The sequence below is a fragment of the Solidesulfovibrio aerotolerans genome, from assembly GCF_009856865.1.
Classification (GTDB): domain Bacteria; phylum Desulfobacterota; class Desulfovibrionia; order Desulfovibrionales; family Desulfovibrionaceae; genus Solidesulfovibrio; species Solidesulfovibrio aerotolerans.
On record NZ_WVUD01000005.1, the window covers coordinates 107,890 to 132,727 of the forward strand.

18 protein-coding genes are annotated in these 24,838 nt (G+C 65.2%); 10 read left to right on the forward strand and 8 right to left on the reverse strand.

Annotation, left to right across the window (positions count from 1 at the left end; genetic code table 11):
- Nucleotides 1-50 precede the first annotated feature (50 nt).
- Nucleotides 51-3,407 carry a PAS domain S-box protein gene (locus tag GTA51_RS05015; RefSeq protein WP_160959216.1) on the forward strand — a complete coding sequence of 1,119 codons (3,357 nt, stop codon included), beginning with the start codon at nt 51-53 and terminating at the stop codon, nt 3,405-3,407.
- Nucleotides 3,404-4,696, forward strand: coding sequence for a GGDEF domain-containing response regulator (locus GTA51_RS05020; protein ID WP_160959217.1), 1,293 nt, complete (start codon nt 3,404-3,406; stop codon nt 4,694-4,696). Before GTA51_RS05015 ends, GTA51_RS05020 begins: the two co-directional genes overlap by 4 nt.
- A gap of 577 nt (nt 4,697-5,273) precedes the next feature.
- Here GTA51_RS05020 and murI read toward each other — a convergent pair.
- Together murI and GTA51_RS05030 are read right to left on the reverse strand one after the other, a co-directional pair.
- Entirely contained in the window at nt 5,274-6,080 is an 807-nt protein-coding gene (murI, locus tag GTA51_RS05025) for a glutamate racemase (RefSeq protein ID WP_160959219.1), read from the reverse strand.
- A 78-nt stretch (nt 6,081-6,158) separates the two neighbouring features.
- Entirely contained in the window at nt 6,159-8,891 is a 2,733-nt protein-coding gene (locus GTA51_RS05030) for an ATP-binding protein (protein ID WP_160959220.1), read from the reverse strand.
- Between the two features lie 226 nt (nt 8,892-9,117).
- On the opposite strand from GTA51_RS05030, the gene GTA51_RS20575 reads away from it, so the two are divergent.
- Nucleotides 9,118-9,282: a hypothetical protein gene (locus tag GTA51_RS20575; RefSeq protein WP_170300323.1), complete on the forward strand. Its 165-nt coding sequence runs from the start codon at nt 9,118-9,120 to the stop codon at nt 9,280-9,282.
- A 98-nt stretch (nt 9,283-9,380) separates the two neighbouring features.
- Nucleotides 9,381-9,749: a hypothetical protein gene (locus GTA51_RS05035; RefSeq protein WP_211922438.1), complete on the forward strand. Its 369-nt coding sequence runs from the start codon at nt 9,381-9,383 to the stop codon at nt 9,747-9,749.
- Here GTA51_RS05035 and GTA51_RS05040 read toward each other — a convergent pair.
- The gene (locus tag GTA51_RS05040) at nt 9,697-11,445 is read right to left on the reverse strand and encodes a sensor histidine kinase (RefSeq protein WP_160959222.1); all 1,749 of its coding nucleotides are present in this window, start codon (nt 11,443-11,445) and stop codon (nt 9,697-9,699) included. The genes GTA51_RS05035 and GTA51_RS05040 overlap by 53 nt on opposite strands.
- Nucleotides 11,446-11,582: 137 nt before the next feature.
- On the opposite strand from GTA51_RS05040, the gene rlmD reads away from it, so the two are divergent.
- Complete coding sequence (rlmD, locus tag GTA51_RS05045) at nt 11,583-12,932, forward strand: 23S rRNA (uracil(1939)-C(5))-methyltransferase RlmD (RefSeq protein WP_160959224.1); 1,350 nt, start codon at nt 11,583-11,585, stop codon at nt 12,930-12,932.
- A 3-nt stretch (nt 12,933-12,935) separates the two neighbouring features.
- Here rlmD and GTA51_RS05050 read toward each other — a convergent pair whose 3' ends face one another.
- Nucleotides 12,936-14,249: an alginate O-acetyltransferase AlgX-related protein gene (locus GTA51_RS05050; RefSeq protein WP_246197982.1), complete on the reverse strand. Its 1,314-nt coding sequence runs from the start codon at nt 14,247-14,249 to the stop codon at nt 12,936-12,938.
- A 118-nt stretch (nt 14,250-14,367) separates the two neighbouring features.
- Between GTA51_RS05050 and GTA51_RS05055 the strand changes: the two genes are divergently transcribed.
- Nucleotides 14,368-15,633: a DUF362 domain-containing protein gene (locus GTA51_RS05055; RefSeq protein WP_160959225.1), complete on the forward strand. Its 1,266-nt coding sequence runs from the start codon at nt 14,368-14,370 to the stop codon at nt 15,631-15,633.
- A 389-nt stretch (nt 15,634-16,022) separates the two neighbouring features.
- On the opposite strand, the gene GTA51_RS05060 is transcribed toward GTA51_RS05055, so the two are convergent.
- The 3 genes from GTA51_RS05060 to GTA51_RS05070 form a co-directional block, all read right to left on the reverse strand.
- Nucleotides 16,023-18,053: a methyl-accepting chemotaxis protein gene (locus GTA51_RS05060; protein WP_160959227.1), complete on the reverse strand. Its 2,031-nt coding sequence runs from the start codon at nt 18,051-18,053 to the stop codon at nt 16,023-16,025.
- A 270-nt stretch (nt 18,054-18,323) separates the two neighbouring features.
- Nucleotides 18,324-18,629 carry an SH3 domain-containing protein gene (locus GTA51_RS05065; RefSeq protein ID WP_160959229.1) on the reverse strand — a complete coding sequence of 102 codons (306 nt, stop codon included), beginning with the start codon at nt 18,627-18,629 and terminating at the stop codon, nt 18,324-18,326.
- 380 nt (nt 18,630-19,009) lie between these two features.
- Nucleotides 19,010-19,357: a hypothetical protein gene (locus GTA51_RS05070; RefSeq protein WP_160959230.1), complete on the reverse strand. Its 348-nt coding sequence runs from the start codon at nt 19,355-19,357 to the stop codon at nt 19,010-19,012.
- A 317-nt stretch (nt 19,358-19,674) separates the two neighbouring features.
- On the opposite strand from GTA51_RS05070, the gene GTA51_RS05075 reads away from it, so the two are divergent.
- Together GTA51_RS05075 and GTA51_RS05080 are read left to right on the forward strand one after the other, a co-directional pair.
- Entirely contained in the window at nt 19,675-20,334 is a 660-nt protein-coding gene (locus GTA51_RS05075) for a peroxiredoxin (RefSeq protein WP_160959232.1), read from the forward strand.
- Nucleotides 20,335-20,478: 144 nt separating this feature from the next.
- Nucleotides 20,479-22,605 (forward strand): molybdopterin-containing oxidoreductase family protein, encoded by a 2,127-nt coding sequence (locus GTA51_RS05080; RefSeq protein WP_160959234.1) that lies wholly within the window; start codon nt 20,479-20,481, stop codon nt 22,603-22,605.
- Nucleotides 22,606-22,742: 137 nt separating this feature from the next.
- On the opposite strand, the gene GTA51_RS05085 is transcribed toward GTA51_RS05080, so the two are convergent.
- Nucleotides 22,743-23,639 carry a LysR family transcriptional regulator gene (locus GTA51_RS05085; RefSeq protein ID WP_160959236.1) on the reverse strand — a complete coding sequence of 299 codons (897 nt, stop codon included), beginning with the start codon at nt 23,637-23,639 and terminating at the stop codon, nt 22,743-22,745.
- Between the two features lie 94 nt (nt 23,640-23,733).
- Here GTA51_RS05085 and GTA51_RS05090 point away from each other — a divergent pair, with 94 nt between their 5' ends.
- Together GTA51_RS05090 and GTA51_RS05095 are read left to right on the forward strand one after the other, a co-directional pair.
- Nucleotides 23,734-24,138, forward strand: a complete 405-nt coding sequence (locus GTA51_RS05090; protein ID WP_160959237.1) for a CidA/LrgA family protein — start codon at nt 23,734-23,736, stop codon at nt 24,136-24,138.
- Nucleotides 24,128-24,829, forward strand: a complete 702-nt coding sequence (locus GTA51_RS05095) for an LrgB family protein (protein ID WP_160959239.1) — start codon at nt 24,128-24,130, stop codon at nt 24,827-24,829. The genes GTA51_RS05090 and GTA51_RS05095 overlap by 11 nt, the downstream gene beginning before the upstream one ends.
- The last annotated feature ends 9 nt before the right edge of the window (nt 24,830-24,838 follow it).

Consider the following 24,838-nt stretch of genomic DNA (forward strand, 5'->3'; position numbering starts at 1 on the left):
TTTCCGGCAGGACAGCAGCCGGCCTTGCTCCCGGACCGCCCGTAACACCCATGCCGACACCTCCCAGTCCACCACCGCCCTTTCCCACCGCCACCCTGACCAAGGATCTCTGGCTGCTGGGCTCGGTTGTGGCAGCCCTGGCCGTTGTGGGCTGCTTTACGTTGCCGCTCTTTGCCATCCTGGCCGATCTGGCCTGCGCCCTGACCGGAGCCGCCACCTTTCTGGTCGTGTGGAACGCCAGACTCCATGTGGATGAGGATTTTTTTCTGATTCTGGGTCTGGCCTTCCTGGCGGCGGCGTTCTTTGACGGAACCCGGCCGGTCCTGGTCGCCAGCCAACCCGGCCTGTCCGCGTCGGCAGCAATCCTGGCCGGTCTTCGCCCGGCCGGCATGCTGCTGCTGTCCCTGGCCCTGTGCTTTGGGGCCTGGCGTCCCCAGCGCCGACGGATTTCCATTGCCCTTGTCGGGGTCTGGCTGGGCTGCGCCGCCGTGGTCCTGGCGCTGGTGTTTCTGCCGTGGGAGCCGTTGGCTGCGCTGCGCGTCTGGGAGGTGCCCGGAGCCGGCCCCGGCCAGCAGGGCCGGCCCCTGCTCGAAGCGACTGGAAACGGCCTGGCTGCGCTGCTGTTCGCGGCCGCTGCCGTGGGGGTCTGGAGCACCCGGACGCTGTCGCCCGGCCCCATTGGCAATCTGCTCCTGGCCTCGTTGTGCTGTCTGGCCATATCGGCGGCCATTTGCGCTGCGGGCCGTCCCGGCGGGGCGATCAGCATGCTCGGGCACACGTTTAAAGTCCTTGGCTATTGCCTGAGTTGCCAGGCTATTGTGGTGATCGGCATCAGCCGGCCCCACGCTCTCCTTTTCCGCGAGATCAACCGCCGGGAGCAGGAACTGACCGGGCGCATGGTCCGTTTGAGCGCCCAGGCCCGGGCCATCTTCGATCTGGGCGGCGTCAAATCCCTGGAAGGCGGCGATTTCAAGGATTTTGCCGCGGCCCTGTTGCAGCGGGCCACGGCAGTCATCGGTATCGGGCGGGCCGGGGTGTGGGTGTTCTCGCCGACCCATGACCGGCTGGTGTGCCTGCTCGGCAGCGGCCCCGCCAGCCAGGACGAGGGCGTCTCCCTGGCCTGCGGCGCGGCGCAGGATTATTTCGAAGCCGTGGCCCATGAGCGGGTCATTGCCGCCGTCGATGTCGAAAACACCTTGCTGCTGCGCTGTTTTCTCGAGCCCTACCTCAAACCGCGCGGCATCGGTTCGCTCCTCGACGCCCCTTTTCGCTTCTCCGGCCGGGTGGCCGGGGTGCTGCGCCTGGAGCATCTGGGCAGCGCACGCCATTGGTCCGACGACGAGCAGGCCTTTGCCGGCTCCATGGCCGACATGCTGAGCCTGGCTCTGGAAACGTCGGAACGCCGCCGGGCCTCCCAGGAACTGGCCGAAAGCGAACAGCGGCTGCGCTCGCTGCTCGACGCCATGCCCGACCCGGTCTGTTTCAAGGACGCCGAAGGACGCTGGATCGTGGCCAATCAGGCCCTGATCGAGGACTTCGGCCTGACCGGCATCTCCTGGCAGGGGCGCACCGACGCGGAACTGGCCGCAAAATCCGCCAGCGGCGGCGAGGCCTTCGCCGCCGCCGCCGCCACCGACGCCCGGACCTGGGCCAGCCGCGCCGTCACCATCTACGGCATCTCCATACCCACCCCCGGCGGCCAGATACGCCACTTCGACGTCATAAAGGCCCCGCTTTTCAATGCCGACGGCAGTCCCAAGGGCCTTGTCGTCCTCTCCCGGGACATCACCGCCTACCGCGACGCCCTGGCCCGGCTGCGGGAAACCAACGCGGAACTCGAAGCCATCTACAACGAGACCTCCGACGGCCTGGTCATCGCCGACGCCACCGCCCAAACCATTATCCGGGTCAATGCCGCCGCCTGCCGGATGTTTGGCTACGCACCGCACCAGTTCACCGCCATCCGGCCCGGCGAGCTGCACCCCGAGGCCGAACGCCACAGCGCCGAAAGCCGCTTCGCCGACATCGCCGCCGGCAACCGCCGCCTGCTCGAAGCCATCCCCTGCCGCCGCCAAAACGGCGAAACCTTTCACGCCGACATCTCAGGCCAGGCCATCGCCTACGGCGGCCAGCCGGCCATCCTGGCCTTTTTCCGGGACATCTCCGAACGGCGCAACAACGAAGAGCGGGTGCGCAATTCCGAAGACCACTTCCGCAAGGTCTTTAACAGCACCTACGACGCCATCTTCCTGCACAACGCCGACGGGACCATCCTCGACGTCAACGACAAGATGCTCGAACTCTACGGCGTGCGCCGCGAAGAAGCCGCGACGTTTGGCATCGAGGCCGACTACTCCAGCCAGGACAACCCCAAGGACAAATTGGCCGAATACTGGCGCGACGTCATGGCCGGCGAAGAACGCTTCTTTGAATGGAAAGCCCGCCGTCCCCACGACGGCAGCCACTTTTTTGTCGAAGTCTATCTGCGCCGCCTGTCCGTGGGGCAAAACAACGTCATCCTGGCCAACGTGCGCGACGTCACCGAACGCAAACGCGTCCAGGCCGCCCTGGCCGCCCGCCAGGAGGAAATCTCGGCCCTTAACCGCGATCTGGCCCGGCGGGTGCGCGTGGAAACCGAGAAAAACCGCCAGAAGGATATCCTGCTCCTCAATCAGACCAGGCTTGCCGCCATGGGCGAAATGATCGGCAACATCGCCCACCAGTGGCGGCAACCCTTAAACGCCCTGAGCATCCTTTTGGCCAATCTGCGCTTTGAATACGACGCCGTGTGCGACGACACCCGCGCCCTCGATGTCGCCCACAAACAGGCGTTCGAAATTCTGCGCAAAATGTCGTCCACCATCGACGACTTCCGCAATTTCTTCAAACCCGACCGCAAACGCGAACCCTTCCTGGTTGTCGACGCCATCGGCGACGCCCTGCTCCTCATCGAAGCCAGCCTGGCCCAACACGGCATCGCCCTGCACTTCGTCGCCCGGCACAACCCGCGCGTGGAAGGCTTTCGGGGCGAATTCTCCCAGGTCATCCTCAATCTGCTCAGTAACGCCAAGGACGCCATCCTGGCCCACAAACCCGCCCTAGGGTGCATTGCCATCCGCGTCATGGAGCGCAAGGGGCAGGCCGCGATCCACATCAGCGACAACGGCGGCGGCCTGTCCCCCGAAATCGTGGATCGCATCTTCGACCCCTACTTCACCACCAAAGGCAGCCAGGACGGCACCGGCCTTGGCCTGTACATGTCCAGGACCATCATCACCGACCATATGTCCGGGTCGCTCACTGTTGCCAACCACAAACACGGCGCGCGCATGGCCATCCGCCTGCCGCTCGCCCCAGCAGCCCGCGGACCGCTTCACCGGTCCGATACCCCAGGAGACGGCTCATGACCCCGCCCAGACTGCTGCCCGAACGCCTGCGTCCGCTGCGCTCCATGCATATCCTCGTGGTCGAGGACGACCGTTTCGCCCGCGAGCAGTTAAGCCTGCTCCTGTCCCGCTTCGCCGCCCGCCTGACCACCGCCGCCGACGGCGCGCAGGGACTCGAGACCTACAAGTTCGAGCGGCCCGACATCGTTGTCACCGATATCAATATGCCCCGCCTCGACGGCCTGGACATGGCCCAAGCCATCAAGGCCATGGACCCCAACACCCCGGTCATCCTCGTCACCGCCCACAGCGACACCCGGTTCTTCCTGCGCTCCATCGATATCGGCATCGACGGCTACGTCGTCAAACCCATCGACGCCGACAACCTCCTGGCCCTTTTGGCCAAGGAAGCCAAAACCCTGCTCGACGCCAGAGCCGCCGAAGACCGGGCCGGCATGTTCCGCTTTATCCTCGACATCAACCCCAATTTCATCCTCACCCTGCACGCCGGCGAAGTGGACTACATCAACCGCACCTTCCTCGATTTCCTCGGTGCCCCGGATTTGGCGACTCTCAAACTCGGCCAACACGCCGGGCGCTTCCTGGAACTCGACGGACGCGGCTTCGATGCCGCCGACCTGTCCTGGACTGCACTTTTGGGGCAGCACGAAAACCATACCCACCAGGCCGTTTTCACCCCCCTGCCCATCGGGTCCGACCGCGCCCGGACCTACCTCGTCTCCTCGGCCGGCTTCCCCGAACTCGGGCGCACCATCATCACCTTCACCGATATCACCCCCCTGGCCGAGGAACGCCGCATCCTGCGCATCCGCGCCGCCACCGACGCCCTGACCGGTATTGCCAACCGGGCCGAACTGGCCGAAGCCCTGGAACGCGAATGCAACCGCACCTCCCGGCACGCCGACAACCTGTGCGCCATCATGTTCGATATCGACCATTTTAAAGTCGTCAACGACACCTACGGCCACCCCGCCGGCGACGTCGTCCTCACCACGCTCACCCACCTGGTCTCCCGCCATGTCCGCGACCACGACACGTTTGGCCGCTACGGCGGCGAGGAATTCCTCCTCATCACCCCCCAGACCGGCATTGAGGCGGCCCGGCAGCTCGCCGAGCGCCTGCGCAGCGAAATCGAAAACCACTCCTTTCCGGCCATCGGACAGGTGACCTGCAGCTTCGGCGTCACCGCCAACCGCCCCGACGACACCCCCAACTCCCTTATCGCCCGGGCCGATACCGCCCTCTACGACGCCAAGGAAGCCGGCCGCAATTGCGTCGTCGTCCGCTAGGCCGGGCGCTGCCTCCCAGGGACGCAGCGGGCGGGAGTAAGATCGCGTCGGACAGATCGGAGAGAGCGGGATCGCGTCAGTTTGGGTCGAAGGGAACGAGATTGCGTCGGTCTGGATTGAATGGAGCGAGATCGCGTCGGTCTGACTCGGAGGAAACGGGATAGCGTCAGTTTGGATCGGGAAAGCGATCACGCCCAAGCAGAAACCGGGCCGGTTCCCCCAGCCAATCTGGTTGCTCCTTCTCCAAGCAAATGCGGCCCTTTGGGCCGCTGGCGACTTGGCGGTCGGGATTTGGGGGGCTGGGCCAGCCGGGCTTTGACGGCTGACCCAGCCCCCCAAATCCCGACCGCCATCCGTTCCCGCTCCCGCTCCCCCCACGCCCACGCCCACGCCCCCAGAGCCTCCCTCAACCCGCTTCCCATCCCCTGCTCCCCTGCCGGGGGGTCCGGGGGGATCATTCCCCCGGTGGGGTTCGGGGCAAAGCCCCGATTCTCTTCTGCCCTCTGCCTTCTGCCTTCCACCGTCCCGCCTTCCGCCTTGCGCCTCCCCACCGTCCCACCCGCGCTTACGCGCTCGCTTAAATCGTCTCCAGGTGGACGTTGACCATGGCCTGTCCCAGAAACCGCTGGCCGATCTCTAAAAAGCGATGCGGCATGTCGGTGACGTGGAAATCGTAGCGGGGCTGGCGGCCGGGGTTGCGCAGTCCTTGCTCGTTAAGGATGGCGGCGGCTTGGCGGGCCACGGCGGTGGCCGAGTCCTGGAGGCGCAGGCCGGGACCGACAACATCGGCGAGCAGGGGTGCCAGCAGCGGGTAGTGGGTGCAGCCGAGGATGAGGGTATCGAGGTTTTCGGCGGCCAGGGGGGCCAGGTATTCGACGGCCACCAGCCGGGTGGCCGGGTGGTCGAGCCAGCCCTCTTCGACGAGCGGGACGAACAGCGGGCAGGCTTTGGCTACGGTATGCACGTCCGGGCCGCCAAGGCGCGAAAGTGCTCGTTCGTAGGCCTTACTGGCAACGGTGGAGGGGGTGGCGATGATGCCGATGCGTTTGGAGCGGGTGACGGCCAAGGCGCTGCGGGCTCCGGCGTCGATGACTTCGAGCACGGGCACGGGCGAGAGACTGGTAATAGCCGGCAGGGCCACGGCGGCCATGGTATTGCAGGCGACGATGAGCAGTTTGACGTGGCGCTCAAGGAGAAACCGGGTGATCTGGGCGGCGTAGCGGGCCACGGTTTCGGGTGATTTGACACCGTAGGGAACGCGGGCGGTATCGCCGAAATAGATGATGTTTTCGTCGGGGAGCAGTTCCATGACGGCGCGGGCGACGGTGAGGCCGCCGACACCGGAGTCGAAAATGCCGATGGGGCAGGACGGATCGTGATGCACGGGCGATACCCTTTGGGGACGATTTGGCGACGGACGGCGTCCGGCCAAGGACGCTTGGAACGCTGCGGGGGGGCGGCGTCAAGCCTTTTCTTGCGGCTCGGTCCCGGCGTACGGGCGGCAGTCGATTCTGCCGGGCCGGCGCTCCAGGGCGCGTCGCATCACGTCCAGCAGCTCCGAAACGTTGACAGGCTTGGCCAGATAGTCGTCCATGCCGGCCTCAAGGAATGTCTCCCGGTCACCGGGCATGGCAAAGGCGGTCATGGCAATGATGGGAACGGTGGGATCGAAAAGGCCTGAGACATCGGCCCGGATGCGCCGGGTGGCTTCAAGACCGTCCATAACGGGCATTTGGACATCCATGAGTATGAGACTCACCGGTTCCCGGGCCAGAATAGCCAGAGCGGCCGAGCCATTGGGGGCTTCGCGGACGGCGTAGCCGACCTTGTGGAGCATCCGGCTGGCGGCACTGCGGTTCATGTCGTCGTCCTCGACCAAAAGGACCGTGCAGCCCGGGGGGGCCAGCGGCAGGTGTTTCGCTTCGGCGGTCGGGGCAACGACGGCCTCAATGGGGGTCAGCGGCAGGGTGACGCACATGGTGGTTCCACTGCCGACCCAGCTCTGCACGTCGATGGTCCCGCCCAGGAGTTCGGTGAGGCGTTTGACGATGGCCAGTCCCAATCCGACGCCGCCCTGGCGGGTGTAGGTGCCGTCCACCTGGACAAAAGGCTTGAAAATGGCATCGAGTTTGTCGGCGGGGATGCCGCGCCCGGTATCGGCCACGGTAAAAACGACGTCCAGGGGAACGCCCGGGACCACGGCCGCTGTGGGGGAGGCTGCTGCGACGGTGACCTGGATGGCCCCGGCCTCGGTGTATTTGACGGCGTTGCCGACCAGATTAAGCAGAATCTGGCGCAGCCGGGCGTCGTCGCCCCGGACGGAGGCGGGCAGACTGCACGACAGCTCGAAGGTCAGTCCCAGGTGCTTCTGGCGGGCCATGGGGGCAAAAATATCCAGGACGGCCTGTTTGATGTCTTCAAGCCCAAACGTGGTTTCGCGCACAACCAGGGAACCGGATTCGATCTTGCTCAGATCAAGGATATCGCTCAACAGGCGGTTCAGGCGGCTGGTGCCCCGGGTGGCCATGGCGACATATTCCTGCTGTTCCGTATTCAAAGCGGTGGTTTGCAGCAGTTGGAGCATGCCCATGACGCCGTTTATGGGGGTACGGATTTCGTGGCTCATGTTGGCCAGAAATTCGCTTTTGGCCCGGCTGCCAGCGTCGGCCAACTCCTTGGCCCGCAGCAGTTCCTGTTCGTAGCGGTATTGCTCGGTGATGTCGCGATTGGAGCCGCGCCGCCCCAGCTCTTCGCCGCCAGGACCGGTCAGGCGGCTGCACACATGGCCGATGTGGACGATGCGCCCGTCGCTGTGGACGACGCGAAACGGCATTTCCTCGTGCGCCGGCAGGCCATCGGGATGCTCCAGAAAATGCGCGTCCCAACGCTCCTGGTCATCGGGATGCAGGACGTCGCGGATGGTCAGGCCCGACGGACCGAGAAAGGCCTGGGGCGGGCGCCCGGCAATGCGGGCGCAGGCCGGGGAAACCCAGCGGCATTGCCCGTCCGGGTCGTTCCAGAATTCCCAGTTGTGGGAGTTGTCCGCCACGATGCGAAAGATATGTTCACGTTCGGCCAGGCGGACTTCGGCTGCATGGCGGGCCGCATCGGCGTCCTGGCGCTCCTTGGCGCGCCGTGTCAGGAGAGCGGCGGCGCTGGTCAGCGCCCGGGCCAGGGCCTCGGTTTCGGCCAGATCGGAGCGGCCGGGCATAATGGGCCGGCCGGAACCCAGTTCCTCGGCAGGTTTGACCAGGACGGTGATGGAATGGGCGATGCGTCGCGCCAGGGACGTGGCCAGGGCAATGCCGCCCAGGGACAAAACCAGCGCCCCCCCGCCAGTCCACCACAGCCACTGGCGCACTTCGGCCAGCAGGATGGCCTGGGGAACGCTGACCACTGCGGACCAGCCCGAGTCCTCGGCCTGGGAAAAGGCGGCCAGGACCGCGACGCCGTCCAGATTGGTGGTCTCAAAGGCAACGTCAGCGGGGGTATCCGGTCCACGGCCGGGCAGGAGGTGGACCGCGGACTGTCCGACCCAGCGGTCGTTATCCCGGGAGCGGGCCACCACCACGCCTTTGGTGTCGAGGATGACCGCCGCCCAGCCCTGGGACAGCCGCTCGGCCAAAAGCATGCCGGTGAAGCGGGCCGCGGGCACGGTGATGGCGAGGTCGTAGCGCACGGTGCCGTCCTTATAGACGGGCATGTCCAGGCTGATAAGGGCCCGGCCGGTCACGGCACCACGAAAAACATTGCCGATGGCCGGTTTGCCCGTGGCAAAAACGCGCTGCACGATCTCAGGGACATTGCGTCTGGGCAGGGCGCTGCCCGGGGGCAAAAACGAGTTAAAAACCTGCTGCCCGTCCGCGTTGGCCACGATGACATCGGAATCGGGGTAGCCGGCGAGGAGCATCCTGACCTGGCGCCGCAGGGCCTCGAAATCGTCGTTTTGCAAGGCCGGGGAGGTGGCAAGGCCTTCAGCCACGGCCAGGACGACAGAGAGCTCGCGGTCGGCATCCAAGGCGAGATTCCTGGCGATTTCAAGCAAATGGCCCTGAATGAGGGCTTTTTTGCCGGTATAGACGGAGTGGACAAAATACCCGGCGCAGACCCACACCGGCAGCACGCACGCAACGACCAGGCCGGTGAGCCAAAGTCGTATGGTGCGCGGACGGTGCGCGGCGGCAGCGTTATGCATAAATGGATGGCCTCGGCGGGCAAGCGCCGGACAGGAACCGGCTCGCCCTTATTATCTTAGCCACTCATAAAAGCACAGGTGCAGGCGGCTGTCCACGAGAGAATAGCGCAACGGCGGATTATGGAAATCTTCGGCCGACTATTGACAATGATTTTCATTATCGATAGAAGCCTCTTCAGACACGTCGGCGATCCCGCCGGCCGCAGGAGCTGCCAGGAGGCAAGACATGCTGTCGCACACCTCGATTTCGTCCAAGAGCCGCACGACAGGCTGGGCCAAAAGTTTTCTGGGCGCGTCCCGCCGGGAGCCGGCCGCCGGGACCAGGCGGGAGAGCGTTACGAACGCTGACGCCGGAGCCAGCGCCCCGGCTGACAACGCCAGGATCAAATAAAACCCGGAACGGGACGACGCCGCTCCCCGGGAGCGGCCGGGAACTGTCCCGAGGGCGCGCCCCGCCGTCCCGGCCCGAGGCAGGAGGCACGGACAGCCATGACCAACATGGATTTTCCCTTTGGCAACCAAGCGGCACTGATCGACAGGATTTTGGCGGATTACGGCTACCGGCCGGTGGTGAACCACCGGGGCCAGTGGTACTACCAAACGACGCTGCGCTGGCACAACCGGCTGGTCCATTGCCGGCTGGGCCGTGTGGGGCTGGACCGGTTGCCCGACGACCGCAGCAGTCCGACGTGGTGCGGCTACTACGACGTCCACGAACCGGACTCCATGCTCGACGACGCTGTCCACCCCACCCTCTTCGCCTGCCTCGCCCACAACCACAAGGCCGACGCGGCGCGGCGGCTCCTTAGCGCAGCGGCAACTCCACAAAAAACGTCGTCCCGGCTGGCGAGGTTGTAAAGCGGATGTCGCCGTGGTGGTCCTCCACGATGCGCTGACACACCGCCAGCCCCAGGCCCGTGCCGGATTCCTTGGTGGTGCAAAAGGGATCAAACACCCGCCCCCGGACATCTTCGGGGATGCCGCCGCCGGTGTCGGCCACGGTCAGGCAGGCTTTGCCCCGGGCCACAGCCGTGGTCAGGGTGATCGTGCCGCCGCCTTCCATGGCCTCGGCTGCATTTTTGAGCAGGTTTAACAGCACTTGCTTGATGCGCGCCGCGTCATGGGGCACGGCTTCAAGGCCCGGCCCCAAATCCGTTGCCACCGTAATCCCGCGCGAGGCCATGGCATCGGTCATAATCGCCAACGACTCGCGCACCGTGGCCCCCAGGTCGTGGGGTGCTATCTGGGGCGGGGCCGGCCGGGTGAAATCGCGCACTTCCGTTAAAAGCGTTTCCAGGCGTTTGGCCTCGGATTCAATGATGCCGAGCTTTTCGGCGTCGGCCCCGTCGGCCGGCAGATGCCGCCGGACCTGATTGGCAAAGCCGCCCATGAGCATGAGCGGATTTTTGATCTCATGGGACAGCCGCGCCGCCGCTTCGCCGATGGCCGCGAACCGGGCCGAACGGATAAGCTTTTCCTGGGTGCCAAGCAGCTCCCGGCCGGTCTTGTCGCACTCCTGCTTAAGGGCCCGCGACCAGCGCAGGGCCAGATGGACAGCGGCGACGAACATGCCAAAGACCACCAGCTCAAACAGCCCGACAATGGCCCACTCCCGCACCAGCAGCCGGCCGATAAGCCCCTGCACCTCGTCCTCGGGCGCGGCCAGGGCCACGGCCCAGCGGTTGGCGGGGTCTTCGCTGCCGGCCAGGGGCGCCGGGCAAAAGGCCACGAATTTTTTCACCAACCCGATGCTGCCCCGGTGCCAGCCCGAAAAATACCAGTCCATGCCCCGCTGGCCGGTCAAGACCCGCTTTTCGATGAGCCATTCCAGCCGGCTCCAGTCGATGTTGGGATCGCGCTGGCGGCGCACGGCAAGCGATTCCCGGCCGATAAATTCCGCTTCATGATGGTCGAGAAACACCCCGGCATCGTCAAGCACCCAGGCATAGCCTGTTTCGCCCGAGCGCACGTTGTGAGCATAGCGCCCGGCCACGGCCCGGGCGTCTATCACCAGGACCAGCCCGCCCACCCGGCCCATATCGTCGGCCAGGGGCATGGTCATGACGATGAGCTGGCGACCGGCAAAGGGTCCGGTGGCCGGCGAAAACACCCGGCCAAGCGAGCTGTGTCCCAGGCGCGCCGGCTTGCTAAAGGCCTCGCGGCAGGCCTGGGGGCACAGCCCCTGGGCCGCTACGGTCTGCCCCGAGGCATCGGAAAAGACCGGCTCCCCCCCGCCCGGGGGCACAACGCCCAGGGCAGCCACGTTCCATTCGGCAAAGATGCTGTAATAGGCCGGCATGGCCAGCCACGGCCGGCCGTCGGAGGCGACCTGTTCGCGCCACATAAGGGACAGGCTTTCCAGGCAGGTGCGCAAAAAAGCAAAATGATCGCCGATGTTCTCGGCGATCATTTGGGCGAGCAGGAGTTGCTGCTGATTAAACTGGTCAGTGACCACGGCCTCGACGTCGGTCTTGGCCCGATACCCCATGCCGGCAATGGCCAGGGTCAGAGCCACGAACAACAGGAATGCGGCGATGATGTGTTTGCGCGTCATAGGCCTTCTCCAGCTTCCTTTTGGATACCTGTTTTTCCCCGTCCCTGCAATTGGTTACGAAACGGCACCGAACACGGTGCCCTTTTTTGCAAAGTTGGCCCCTTGCGCCAATCGCCGGCCACGCGCATAACCCCGCCATGGACATAACCGAGAAAATGGAAGTGGAACTGGCCGTAACCCGGCTGGCTCTTGGCGGCAAAGGCGTGGCCCGCCTCGACGGGCTGGTATTTTTCGTGGACGGCGGGCTCCCCGGAGCCACGGTGCTGGCCCGGGTGGAGAAGGTGAAAAAAGGCTTTGCCGAGGCCCGGGTGATTGAAACCCTGACCCCCTCGCCCCAGGCCGTCACACCGCAATGCCCCCATTTCGGGGTCTGCGGCGGCTGCGTCTGGCAGGATCTCGACTACGAGGCCCAACTTTTCTGGAAGCGCGAGCAGGTGGTCGAAAGCCTGGGCCGCCTGGGCGGCCTGCCCGACGTGCCCGTGGCCGCGACCATCCCCTCGCCGGCCCTGTACGGCTACCGCAACAAAATGGAATTCGCCTTTGCCGGCAAGCTGTATCTGGGGCTGCACGAACGCGCCCGGCCAAACCGGGTGCTCGATATCCAAACCTGTCCGCTCATGGACCCCTGGGCCGCCGAAATGGTGGGCTACCTGCGCCAGGCCTGCCTGGACACCGGCCTTGGTGCGTTTGACTCCCGCACCAGCAAAGGCGTGTGGCGCCATCTGGTGCTGCGCCAGTCGGCAGCCACCGGGGCGCGGCTGGTCCATCTGATCACCGGCCCGGCGCGCGGGGCCGGCGACGCCGTCCACGCCCTGGGCGAGACGCTCATGAAAAAGTTTCCCGCCGTGACGGGCTTTGTCCATTCGGTGCGCCGGGCCTCTGCGGCCGTGGCCGTGGGCGAGCGGCAGGTCTTTTCCCTGGGCCGCCCGCTGCTGGAAGAGCACGTGGGCCGGGTGCGGCTGCGGGTGTTGCCCGACGCCTTTGTCCAGACCAACACCGCAGCCACCGCGGCCCTGTATGACGTGGTGGCCCAGGCCGCCGGCAGCGATCCGACCGGCACGGCCTGGGATCTCTACAGCGGTTGCGGCGGCATCGCCCTGACCCTGGCCCCGCACTTTCAGACGGTCTATGGTCTGGACATCGACATCCGGGCCGTGGAAAGCGCCAAGGCCTCGGCCGAACTGTCCGAGATCGACAATTGCGTCTTTGCTGCCGGCGACGTGGAAGCGGCCCTGGACAACCTGTCCCACACCAAGCCGGTGGTGGCTGTGCTTGATCCGCCCCGGGCCGGAGCCAGCGCCGCCGTGCTGGCAGCGCTTTTACGTGCTGCGCCCAAACGCATCGTCTACGTGTCCTGCAACCCGGCCACCCTGGCCCGGGACGTCAAGATCCTTGGCGAGCTGTACAACGTAGAAGCCGTCACCCCCGTGGACCTGTTCCCGCACACGGCCCATATCGAGGCCGTGGCCGCGCTGGTCCTGCGCTAAAAGTCACTGCCCAGGGCCAAACGGCCCTGCTGCTCCCAGGCAGGCCACCACGTCCGCCCCGCTGTCCTCCGGCAGCGGGGCGGCATCCAGACAGGGATCAAGCCCGACAAAGGCGTCCGCCGCCTGACCAAGCCAGGTCTGGCCCGCAAACCGGGCAATGGCTTGGCCGGCCAGCCGATTGCCGGCCGCATTCCAATGAATTTCCCGGGCAGGATAGAGGCTGTCCCCACGGGCCGCAGCACAGGCCATGACCGGCGTCAGATCAAGAACGGCCACGTCCGGGGCCGCAGCAGCCAGCACAGCCCGGGCCATGCGTCCAGGCAACGACGGATCGAAACGCTTGGGGTCAACGCCTACCCGCTCGGCGGTTTCGCGCCACAGGCCAGGATTGATCGCCGCCTCGGCCGGCTCCAGCACCACAGCCGTTTGCACCCCCCGCTCGCGCCCAAGACGGGATAAATCACGCCCCAGATCGGCCAACGCCTTCCATCCCCTGGACAACTCGCCGCAGCGCCCCCCTTCTCCGGCGGCAGCCTGAAACAGAATCTGCTCCTGATATTTTTTCTCCGGCATCGGGCTGTAGAGGCTGTTAAAGGGTTCCGGGATGGTGCTTATCACGTATTCCCCGGTTGTTTCAATGTCGACAGCGGCGGCGGCATAGTCGAGCAGTCGCGAGCCGTGTATGCGAGGGGCCGCGGCGAAGCGTTTGCGGTTGGTGGTGATTTCCACATACGTGTCGCGCAACAGACCGTTTACAGGCTGATCGTCCGGCACAGCATTCCAGGCCACCTCGGTGCAGTCGTTGCCCAAAAACATGCCCACCAGCACGGCATCGGCCTCGACACGCCCGGTCCAGTGGGCCAGGGCCTTGCGATACTGGAAAAACGAGGTTCCAGGTTCGCCGAAATTGACCAGCCTGGCTTTGACCCCGGCCTGCTCCAGCACCCCGGCGGCAATGCTTTGGAAGGTGGCGTCCGTTTTCACCGTGCCGTAAACGTAGGAATCGCCAAAGGTCAGCAGCCGAAACTCGCCGGGAGTCTTTACAAGGGGGACCGGCGTGTCATTGTAGTTCAGCGCCGTCAGATCGGCGCTGTCGCCCAGAGGATACAGTGCGACCTGATCCAGAAGCGCGACCACAAGCCGGCTGGCGACTTCGCCGAACCCAACAAGCAGCAGCGTCGTGGCCAGGGTGAGCAGACATGTTTTCCCCAGGCGGCCGATGCGCTGCTTTGGGCCGGCACCCATACGGCGGTTGGAACGGGGACGCGGCGATTGCTCGCTGAATCTGGTGTGGCAGGCGGCTTCAATAGTATTCATGCCGGCGTGGTCGCTCTTAACCGCCCCAAGGTTTCACTTCCCCCGGCCCGGCCGGCCCGTTACTGTCCGGTCAGGCCCTGCCTCGCCGCCAACGCCAAGCCTTTAAAAGGGAAAAATCATGCCCGACGCCCCTTTTTGCCTCCATATCCGCCAAGCCGCCGACGCCGCAGCCGTGCGCCGCGCCCTGGATGAAACGCTGCCGGCCTATGCCCACGTCTTTCCAGCCGATACGGCCGCGCCCATCCTGGTCAAGCCCAATCTCAACGCCAACATGAACGCGCTTACCGGCAACACCACCGATCTGCGCCTGCTTTTCGCCCTGCTCGGCCATCTGCGCGACGCCGGCTATACCAACGTCACCGTTGGCGAAGGCACCAATTCGGGCTTTTATCGCAACAAGATCGGCGTCATCGAGCGGCTGCGGGTGGACCGGGTCGCCGCCCGGTTCGGCTGCCCGGCCATCGATCTCAACAACGCGCCGGGCGCGCCCGTGGCCTTTGAAGACGGCGTTACGGCCCTTGTCGCCCGGCCGGTCCTGGAGGCGGCCCTGGTCATCAATCTGCCCAAATTAAAAACCCATTTTGAGGCGGGCATGTCGGTGTGCCTTAAAAATATCATGGGCTGTCTGGTGGGCCAGGAAAACAAGAAAAAAACCCACCTGAGCCTGGCCGCCAACATCGTCAACCTCAACCAGGCCGTGCGCCCGGCCCTGCATATCGTGGACGCGCTTATCGCCATGGAAGGCCTCGGCCCCACGCGTGGCACGCCGCTGCGCCTGGATACCCTCGTTTTCGGCGAAAACCCGTTTTTGATCGATCTGGCCTGCGCCCGGCTGGCCGGCTTTCCCCACGAGCAGGTGCGCCCCCTGGCCAAGGCCCGGGAGCGCGGGTTGGTCACGCCGGCCATGGACGCCTTTCTCGACAGCTTAAGCCTGCCGCTCCTGGCCGGGCGGCCCTTTGCCCCACCCGTGGCCGGTGCCCTGGCCACGTTTATCCACAGCCCCAAACGCCAGAAATATTTCCTGGCCGTGCGCAACACGCCCTTTTTCACCTGGCTGGCCGGCACGGACTGGTTCGGCAAACTGCTCTTTGCCACCGGCCTTCGCCAGGACGTCTTTTGCCGCGAGGACATGCGCCTGGACAGCCTGACCCTGGACGCGGCAGCCTGCAACGACTGCGGGGCCTGCCGCCGCGCCTGCCCGGCCAGCCTGGACCCCGCCCACGTCGCGACCACAGGCGACCGGACAGGCTGCCTGGAATGCCTCTACTGCTATCTGATCTGCCCCGGCAACGCCCTGGTCTTTCACGGCGAACCCGGCTCTCTGGGCGAACAACAGCGCCAATACGACGCCCTTGTCCGCAAATTGGACGCGGGGGGACGGTAGGAGAAGAAGGCAAGAGGAGGAGGATGAGGCAGAAGAGTGCCTCCGGCGGCCGGGGGGATGATCCCCCCGGACCCCCCAACGGGAAAAGTTGTTTAAGGGGTGCGCGAGGGAACGGCGTTGCCGCAAGGGAGGAGGCAGAAGAGGCCTCCGGCGGCCAAAGGGAGTGACAGCCCTTTGGAATCCCACCTGGAAGGCAAGGGGTTCATGGGGAACGGCGTTGCCGCGACGGTGGCTGGGAGCGGGGTCGGTTATCGAGCTGGCAGCCGAAGGAATTGCCACCCAACGCCCAATACCCCTTAAAATATTTCTTCTATCAAGGGGGTCCGGGGGGGATTATCCCCCCCGGCCGCCGGAGGCCTCTTCGCCTCTTCGCTTCTTCCTATTTTATACTAGGCAGTGCGCAGTTTGCCGATGATTTGTTCCATGTCGCCGGATAAGTCGGCCAGGGCGTGTACGGCCTGGGCCGACTCCTGCATGCCATTGCTGGTGGTTTCCACCACGCCGCTGACTTCGTTCATGGCCCGGTTGATTTCCTCGGCAGCGGCGGATTGCTGTTCGGCGGCGGCGGCGATGCCGGCCACTTCGCGGGCGCTTGCCTCGGCCAGTTGCAAAATCTCGCGCAGCACTTCGCCGGATTTCCCGGCCAGCTTTGTGGCTTCGGACACGGCCTCGGCCGCCTTGTCCACGTTTTGGATGTTGCCTGACACCGACTGCTGGATGCTGACCACGGCCTGCCCCACTTCCTTGGTGGCGGTCATGGTTTTTTCGGCCAGCTTGCGCACCTCGTCGGCCACGACGGCAAAGCCGCGTCCGGCTTCGCCGGCCCGGGCGGCCTCGATGGCGGCGTTTAGGGCCAGCAGGTTGGTCTGGTCGGCAATATCGGAGATGACGGACATGACCCGGCCAATGGCTTGGGTCTGTTCGCCCAGGGCGCTCATGGCTCCCTTGAGATCGGCGGAGACGGCGTTGACCCGGTCGATGGAGCGCATGGAGTCGGCCACCACGGCCGCGCCGGAGGACGCCTTGGACTTGGTGTCGTCGGCGGACTGGGCGGCGCGGGAAGCGTTTTTGGCGACGTCAAGGACTGTGGAGGTCATCTGGGCGATGGCTTCGACAACTTCGCGCAGGCGGTCGCGCTGGTGGGCGGCACCTTGGCCCACCTGCTCCACCTGGGTTTCCAGCTCGCCCGAGGCGGCGATGATGCTTTCGACCACAAAGCCAAGGCTTTCGGCGACTTCCAGCATGCCTTCGCGCTTGGCCACTTCGGCCATGGCGCGGGCCTTCTCGGCCTCTTCCCGGGCTTCCCCGGCGCATTTGGCCTCTTCATTGGCCTCGCAGCTCATGGCTTCGGCCTCGGCGATCTTGGCTTTAAGGCTGGTCACCATCCGCTCGATAACGTTTTTAAGCTCTTCTATTTCGCCGGAAAAGCGGCCCTCGGCCACGGCGTCGAAATCGCCTCGCGACACCTTGCGGGCCAGTTCCATGACCCGGCGCAGGGGCGAGGTCATGCCCCGGGCGGTGAAAAAGCCCACGAGCATCACGACCAGGGCCACGATGCTGGAGGCGGTCAGGGTCGAATAGAGGATGGTGCGCTCGGTGGCGGCGATGGAAGCCCGGTCGCGGCCGATAAACAACATGCCGGCGATCTTGCCGTCGGCCCCCATGATCGGCCAGTAGGCGGTGGTGTAGTCCTTGCCGAGGATCGCATTGATGTTGAGGAAGCGGCCGCCCTTGCGAAGCACTTCCTCCAGCACTTGCGGGTTGTCCATTTTGGTTCCGATGGCCCGCTTGCCCTCGCGCTCGATGGTGGTAGCCACCCGGGTGTCACCGTAAAAGATGGTGCATTCCGTGCCGAGCACCTTTTTGATCTCGTCCACAAAGGCGTTGCTGGAGGACAGGTTGATGCCGGCGGTCACCGTGCCCACGATCTTGCCATCCTGGTAGACGGGATAGCCGGCGCGCAAGGAAAATTTGACGGCCGAGCCTTCTTCCAGACCGACCGAGCCTTGGCCGGCCAGGGCCTTTTGCACGTTGATCTGATTTTTAACAGAATCGCCGATGGTATCGGAGTGGCTGCGGGCCACCACCACGCCCTGGGCGTCGGCGATGGTGACGAATTCGATCTTGAGTTCCTTGTCGGCCGCTTTGGCGATTTCCACCAGCTTGGGCGTGTCCCGGGCAACGATGGCCGCCGCGATGTCCGGTCGGCCGGCCAGCAGGTAGGTGATGCCCTTGACCTCCTGGGTGGCCTCTTTGAGGATCGCATCCACGGCGTCGGCCTTGGTGTCGATCTCGTTTTGACTGATCCGGTTGAGTCCTTCGGAGAGGTAGATATGGACGGTGAGCGAAGTGGCCAAGGTCAGCAGCGCGACGGTGAAAAGGAGCAGGGCAATGATTTTTCCGGTGAGAGTCAGCCGCATAGACGCCTCCGAAGCCGACCGGGGAAGGAAATTCCCGGGGTGAATCGTGAAATAACGCACAAGGCTGTCTGCATTTAGGAAGCTGGGTTAACCTATAATAAAACATACCCTCTGCAAAGTCGTTTTCCCAGGATTGCGGCGAATTTTACCATTCCAAAGACAAATAAATCCGAATTTTCACAAACCCCAGGGGTTTCAGACCGGTGCCGCTCCGAAGGCGGCCCAGAGGCATTCCCGCCGCAGTCCCATCGCCTGCGCGCGGCAAACGCGTCACGGCCGGGCCAGAAACCGGCGCAGCACAAAGCCTTCCCGGCCCGATGACACCGTACGCACCTCGGCCCAGCCTCCGGGATAAGCCGCTTGCAGCACCACCTGCTGCCCTTCACCCAGATCCTCCACCACGGCGCAGGTCACGCTTGGGCAGGCCAGCAGATTGACCAACGTTCCGGTCACCCGATAGACGCTGGCCGCATCCGCCGGTGCAGCCGGCTGCGGCCGGCCGGCGCAGCCCCAACCAGTCGCCACAACGGCAACAACCACCCCCAACACGGCCCAACGCAGCCGACGTCCGTACATAGCCCGCCTCCTTGCCTGCTCAAGCGTTGCGTTCGCGCATTGCCGCCATGGTTAACCGATTGTTAACACACTCAATTTAATATATTTGTTCACAAGTAAATGTAAATGCTTTTTGCGCATGCCGCACTAAGCTGAAAATAGGAATCATTTGGATTGATTTTTTTGCCTGACTGGGCCATGGTCCCTGGCAGGGGATGCCTGCGCTGCTGGCGCGGAGCCAGACCGCTTGCCCCTGTGCCGCCCCCCTGACGCGGAGCCGGCGGAGTTGCGGCGCAATGGCCCCAGAAGCGAACGCCGTGCCCCGGGGCCAAACAGCGCCACCGGGCCGGGGCGGTCTTGGAGCCAGTGCGCCGGGCACAACTGCCGGCCTGACGGGAATGTTAGTTGCCGTCGTAGGTGCGCATTTTTTTCTCCCAGGCCCGCTGGGCGTCCTGGGAGGGACATTGGCACACGGCTGCAGCGGCATCGTAACGGCTATCGGCTTTGATCCCGCCCGGGCCGACAAAGACAAGCTGCTGCGGGTCCGGCTGGGAAATGACGTACACGCCGGGATTGCTGGCGCAGGAACCGCAGGTGACGTTCCAGGTGGTGACCCCGGTCATGGTCACCTGGGCCACGCAGCACCCGCCGTAGGGATCGACCTGCTGGGCCGGTGCAGGCGTTGCGGCCAGAGCCAGCCCGACCAGGCACACAAGACAGGCGAGACGGATATGAAACGGCTTGAACATAGTTCCTCCCGGCAGCGCGGCTTCGGTCTCCACTGTCCGGGAACCTAGCTGGTCGGGCCAGCCTTGTCCAGACACGCCAGGGTGTTGGTCCCCGTGCGCCCGCCGGACTGTCCACCCGCACGCCTTGCCAGACGCGCCGGCGGGTGGGTCGCCGCACCCGGGAGGGCGGCTTGCAAACACGTCCGGTGCCGACACGCCCCCGGCGCGAAAGGGCCACCCGGCCGGCTTGCTTTTTGCCGGCGCTCGGTTCATAACCTGAAACGATGACCGCTACGGGCCTTGCCCGACAAACCTTAAAAACCGATGAGGACGCATCCATGCACGATCACGAACACGAGCTCGAATACGACGACGACGATTGCGGCTGCAACGAAGAGATCCCTGCCGCCGAAGTGGGCCAGCCGGTAGCCGATTTTTCGCTCAAAGTGTACGATCCGGTCGAAGGCTTTTTCGGCGAAATGGACATGGAAAAGATCCAGGAAGCCGGCAAATGGACCATCCTGTTCTTCTACCCGGCCGATTTCACCTTCGTGTGCCCCACGGAACTGGCCGATCTGGCCACCAAGCACGACGAGCTGGTCAAGCTGGGCTTTGAGGTCTTCTCCGTGTCCACCGACACCGAGTTCGCCCACCTGGCCTGGCGCACCACGGAAAAATTGCTGGAAAACGTCAAATTCAAGATGGCCGCCGACCCCACCGGCAAAGTGTCGCGCTACTTCGGCGTCTACGACGAAGAGTCGGGACTGGCCCTGCGCGGTACGTTTATCATCAATCCCGACGGCATCATGGTGTCGAAGGAAGTCAATTTCTACAACGTTGGCCGCAACGCCGACGAACTGCTGCGCAAATGCCAGGCCAACGTCCATCTGCGCGCCAACCCGGCCGAAGCCTGCCCGGCCAAGTGGGTTCCGGGCGGCCAGACCCTGACCCCCTCGGAAAAGCTCGTGGGCCACGTCTACGAGGCCATGAAGAAATAGCGGCCAACAGCCCCTGTCCCATCGCGGCCCGATGCCTCCTGCCGGTTTTCACGGCCCGGGAGGTATCGGGCCGCCTGCTTTTTTCCCACCGCATTGACGTGCCGAAGGCTTGTGGGCATAGCTCGCCTCAAACAGGGAGAAGCCATGGCCCCTTCCTCCATCGTGAAAACGTCCTGCCGCGGCTGCCACGGCGTGTGCCAGGTGCTCGTTCATTGCGACGCCAGCGGCCGGCCGGTCAAGGTGACCGGCGACCCGGACAGCCCCACCAGCCGGGGCTACATCTGTCCCAAGGGTGCCGCGGCTATCGAACAGGCCACCCACCCGGACCGGCTGCGCCGCCCGTTACAGCGGGTCGGTCCGCGCGGGTCCGGCCGCTACGAACCGATTTCCTGGGACGCGGCCCTGGAACGCATGGCCGCCGCCTTTGATGCGGTGCGCCGGGAGTCCGGCCCCGAATACGTAGCGCTTTGCCAGGGAACCGGACGGCCCTACACGGAGTTTACCGGCCGCTTCATCCACGCCCTGGGCTCGCCCAATTTCGTCTCGCCGGGCCACAACTGCTTCCTGCCCCGAAACATCGCCTCGGCCCTGACCGTGGGTTGGCTGCCTGTGGCCGACGTCTACGGGCGCGGCGGGGGCTGCCCGGCCTGTGTCTTTGTCTTTGGCTGCAATTCCATGGCGACCGGCGCGGCCGACGGCCTGTGCGGTTCTATGGCCGGCAAGGCCCTGCGGCAGGCGGATCAGGTCATCGTGGCCGACCCCCGGCGCACCCCAACTGCCGCCACAGCCGATCTCCATTTGCAACTGCGCCCCGGCACGGAATGCGCCCTGGCCCTGGCCCTGCTCCATGTCATTGTCGGCGAGGAGCTCTACGACCGCGACTTTGTGGCCCGGCATTGCCAGGGCTTTGCCGAGCTGGCCGCCCATGTGGCCGTTTTTTCACCGGACTGGGCCGCGCCCATCACCCGGGTGGCTGCCGAAGACATCCGCCGGGCGGCCCGGGTCTTTGCCACGGCCAAGCCCGCCTGTCTCCTCTGGGGCAACGGCATCGACACCAGCGTCAATGCCTTCCAAACCGGCCGGGCGCTGCTGCTGCTTATGGCCATCACCGGCAATCTCGACGTGCCGGGCGGCATGGTGCGCTGGGTGCCGCCGGCCGGGGTGCGCTGCAAATCGCCCCAGGAAGACAAAAACATCCTGGGGATGCAGTTTCTTACGCCCGAACAAAAGGCCCGGATGATCGGGGCCGGGAAGTTCCCCTTTGTACCGGGCTGCCACCAGCCAACCTTCTGGGACGCCTGCCTGACCGGCCAGCCGTATCGGCCCCGGGCCGTCTGGCTGGTCGGCACCAATCCCATGCTGACGGCCACGCGCGGCGACGTGGTTGAGGCGGCCCTGCGCGACCATCTGGAATTCACCGTGGTCTCGGATCTCTTCATGACCCCGGCCGCCGAGCTGGCCGATCTGGTGCTGCCGGCCGCCCACTGGCTGGAGCAGGACGATGTGGTCTATTTCCACAAGATCTGGTGCGTGCTGGCCCGGCAACGCGTGCTCGATCCGGGCGAAATCCGCGACGACCGGGAGGTGATCCTGGCGCTGGCCCACCGCCTGGGCCTTGACGACGCCTTCCCCTGGCCTGACTGGCCGTCGTATCTGGGCTGGCTCCTGGAACCGTCCGGCCTTGATTTTAAAGCCTTTGCCGCAAAGTGCATCCTTTTTGGCGAAATGCGCTACCGCAAGCACGAGGCCAACGGCTTCCCCACGCCAAGCGGCCGGGTGGAACTGGTCAGTTCGGTCATGGCCAGGCTGGGCCGGCCGAGCCTGCCGGTCTATGTGGAACCGCCGCACTCGCCGGTTTCCTCGCCGGAAATCGCCGCTGCCTATCCGCTGATTCTCATGACCGGCTGCAAGGTGCTGCCCTTTTTCCATTCCGAGGGACGGCAGATCGATTCCCTGCGCCGGCTGCGGCCGACCCCGCAGGTGGCGGTCCATCCCGATACCGCCGCCGCGCTGGGGCTCGCCCCGGGCGACCCGGTCTGGGTGGTCACGCCGGCCGGCCGGGCGAAACTGCACCTTCGGCCCGATGCCGGGCTGTCTCCGGATGTGGTCCAGGCCGACCACGGCTGGTGGTATCCCGAGCAGCCCGGACCGGAACACGGCTGGCGGGAGAGTTGCGTCAACCTGCTGTTTGGCCACGAGCATTTCGACCCGGACTGTGGGGCCGAACCCCTCAAATGCAGCCTTTGTCGGCTGGAGCCAGCCACAGCCTGAACACCCTGTGCGCTTTCCCCACCCGCACCCACCCTTTCCCCCATCGCGAGGGGCCGGGGGGATCATCCCCCCGGCGGGGCTCGGGGCAGCGCCCCGATTTACTTATTTCTTCTCTTCTATTCTCTTTTCTTCGCTCCCTATTCCTCCACAACTCCCTGCGGCAGCTTCTCGCGGGCGAGTCCCAGCCAGGCACGCGCCGCCGGGGACAGCCGCGCCCCTTTGCGCCACAACAGCGCCGCCCGCCAACGCAGATCCGTCTCATCTAATAGAACCACGCCCAGCGGCGCAAGGTTGCGCCCTTCGGTGAGGATGCGCGGCAAAAGCGCCACGCCAAGACCGGCGGCCACCAGGGCGATGATAAAATCCACCTGCCCGCTGCGGGCGGCGGCGCGCGGCGTAAACCCGCGCAACGCACAGGCATGCTCGATGCGCGGATTAAGGGCAAAGCCCTGCTCGAAAAGAATAAACGGATCATGGGCCAGTTCGGCCAGACGCAGGGACTGCCGGTCGCGCAGCGGATGATCGGCTGCCAGCACCGCAACCATGGGATCGTCGCGCACCGGCTGCCAGGAAAAAGCCTCGGCAATGGGCAGAAGCGACACGGCCAGCTCCACTTCGCCGGCCACCAGCGCCTCTTCCAGCCGGGCGCTGCCCTGTTCCATGAGTTCGATTTCAACGCCCGGATAGCGGCTGCGGTATTCGGCAAACAGCGGGGCAAACAGCCGGGCGCTGCCAAAAATGGGCAATCCCAGGCGCAGCCGGCCGGCCAGCAACCCGCGCAGATCGGACAACTCGGCCAGCAGATGGTCCCCCTCGGCCAGCATGGCCACCGCCCGGGTATAGACCAGCTCCCCGGCCACGGTCGGCCGCGCCCCGGTGCTCAGACGCTCCAGGAGCGCCTGGCCGAACTCCTCCTCCAATTGCGAAACGGCCTTGCTGACCGTGGACTGGGTGGAGAAAAGCGCCCGGGCCGCCTTGGAAAAACCGCCAAGCCGCACCACGGCCACAAAGGCCTTGAGATTGCGCAGTTCCATGCCCATTCCAATACGGAATAGTTTTCATTCCGACAATTCATTTCACAAATGGGCTGCCCGACCCTATCTCACAGACAGGCAAGGAGCCTGTCATATGCATGCAACAACCAACAACCACAGTGGCCGGGTCCGCACGTTCCTGGAAACGGCGGGACAGACGGTCTTTTTGATAGGCGTGTGGTGGATCTGCGACGCGGCAACCAAGGCTGTGGGCCTGCCCGTGCCCGGCGGCGTCATCGGCATGCTGGCGCTGCTGGCCGCCCTGGCCACCGGCCGGTTAAAGGCCTCGCGCCTGACGCTCGGGGCCAAGGGCTTGCTCAACCACATGCTGCTCTTTTTTGTCCCGGCCGTGATCACCTTGCGCGATCACGCGGAACTCCTCAGCCCGCTGGGGCTGAAACTTTTGGCCGTCATCGTGGCCGGCATCGTGTCGGTGATGATCGGAACAGCCCTTATCGTCGAACTTTCCATGCATCTGAGGTCGCGCCATGTTCGCTAGCTCCACCCCCCTGTTCTGGCTGGCGGCAACCCTTGCCGCCTATGTCCTGTCGCGCATCGCCCACCATTATCTGCGCGCCTGGTGGACCTCGCCGCTGCTGTTAACCTGCGTTCTGTGCCTTGGCCTGACCGTGGTCCTGCACACGGGCTACCGCGAATACATGCGCGGCGGGCAATGGCTGTTGCTGCTGCTCGGACCGGCCACGGTGGCCTTTGCCGTGCCCATTTACGAACACCGCGCGCTTATTCGCCGCCATTGGCCGACCCTGGCCGTGGGGGTGGGGTTTGGCTGTCTGCTGGCCTTTGGCGGTTCCTGGCTGCTTTCGGGGCTGCTCGGACTGCCGGCCGGCATGCGGCTGTCGGTGTTGCCCCGCTCGATCACCACACCCTTTGCCATGGACTTTGCCAGGCAAGTGGGCGGCGCGCCGGATCTGGCGGCCGTGTGCGTGATTGCCACGGGCGTGCTCGGGGCGTCGCTGGGCGGGATGCTGCTCAAAGTGCTGCCCCTGCGCTCGGCCCTGGCCCGGGGAGCCATGCTCGGCATGGGGGCGCACGGGGCCGGCGTGGCCCGGGCACTTGAGGAAGGCGAAGAGGAAGGAGCCATCGCCGGACTGGTCATGATCCTGGCCGGAGTCACCTGCGCCCTCCTCGGCCCGGCCATCTCGCTTTTTAATAGTATCGCTGCGGTATAATCAACTCGC

Excerpts from the sequence above, each read along its gene's own strand:
- GTA51_RS05015 (WP_160959216.1), top strand. The coding sequence starts at position 51 with ATGCCGACACCTCCCAGTCCACCACCGCCCTTTCCCACCGCCACCCTG.
- GTA51_RS05020 (WP_160959217.1), top strand. The coding sequence starts at position 3,404 with ATGACCCCGCCCAGACTGCTGCCCGAACGCCTGCGTCCGCTGCGCTCC.
- GTA51_RS05030 (WP_160959220.1), bottom strand. The coding sequence starts at position 8,891 with ATGCATAACGCTGCCGCCGCGCACCGTCCGCGCACCATACGACTTTGG.
- GTA51_RS20575 (WP_170300323.1), top strand. The coding sequence starts at position 9,118 with ATGCTGTCGCACACCTCGATTTCGTCCAAGAGCCGCACGACAGGCTGG.
- GTA51_RS05035 (WP_211922438.1), top strand. The coding sequence starts at position 9,381 with ATGACCAACATGGATTTTCCCTTTGGCAACCAAGCGGCACTGATCGAC.
- GTA51_RS05040 (WP_160959222.1), bottom strand. The coding sequence starts at position 11,445 with ATGACGCGCAAACACATCATCGCCGCATTCCTGTTGTTCGTGGCTCTG.
- rlmD (WP_160959224.1), top strand. The coding sequence starts at position 11,583 with ATGGACATAACCGAGAAAATGGAAGTGGAACTGGCCGTAACCCGGCTG.
- GTA51_RS05050 (WP_246197982.1), bottom strand. The coding sequence starts at position 14,249 with ATGAATACTATTGAAGCCGCCTGCCACACCAGATTCAGCGAGCAATCG.
- GTA51_RS05055 (WP_160959225.1), top strand. The coding sequence starts at position 14,368 with ATGCCCGACGCCCCTTTTTGCCTCCATATCCGCCAAGCCGCCGACGCC.
- GTA51_RS05060 (WP_160959227.1), bottom strand. The coding sequence starts at position 18,053 with ATGCGGCTGACTCTCACCGGAAAAATCATTGCCCTGCTCCTTTTCACC.
- GTA51_RS05065 (WP_160959229.1), bottom strand. The coding sequence starts at position 18,629 with ATGTACGGACGTCGGCTGCGTTGGGCCGTGTTGGGGGTGGTTGTTGCC.
- GTA51_RS05070 (WP_160959230.1), bottom strand. The coding sequence starts at position 19,357 with ATGTTCAAGCCGTTTCATATCCGTCTCGCCTGTCTTGTGTGCCTGGTC.
- GTA51_RS05075 (WP_160959232.1), top strand. The coding sequence starts at position 19,675 with ATGCACGATCACGAACACGAGCTCGAATACGACGACGACGATTGCGGC.
- GTA51_RS05080 (WP_160959234.1), top strand. The coding sequence starts at position 20,479 with ATGGCCCCTTCCTCCATCGTGAAAACGTCCTGCCGCGGCTGCCACGGC.
- GTA51_RS05085 (WP_160959236.1), bottom strand. The coding sequence starts at position 23,639 with ATGGAACTGCGCAATCTCAAGGCCTTTGTGGCCGTGGTGCGGCTTGGC.
- GTA51_RS05090 (WP_160959237.1), top strand. The coding sequence starts at position 23,734 with ATGCATGCAACAACCAACAACCACAGTGGCCGGGTCCGCACGTTCCTG.
- GTA51_RS05095 (WP_160959239.1), top strand. The coding sequence starts at position 24,128 with ATGTTCGCTAGCTCCACCCCCCTGTTCTGGCTGGCGGCAACCCTTGCC.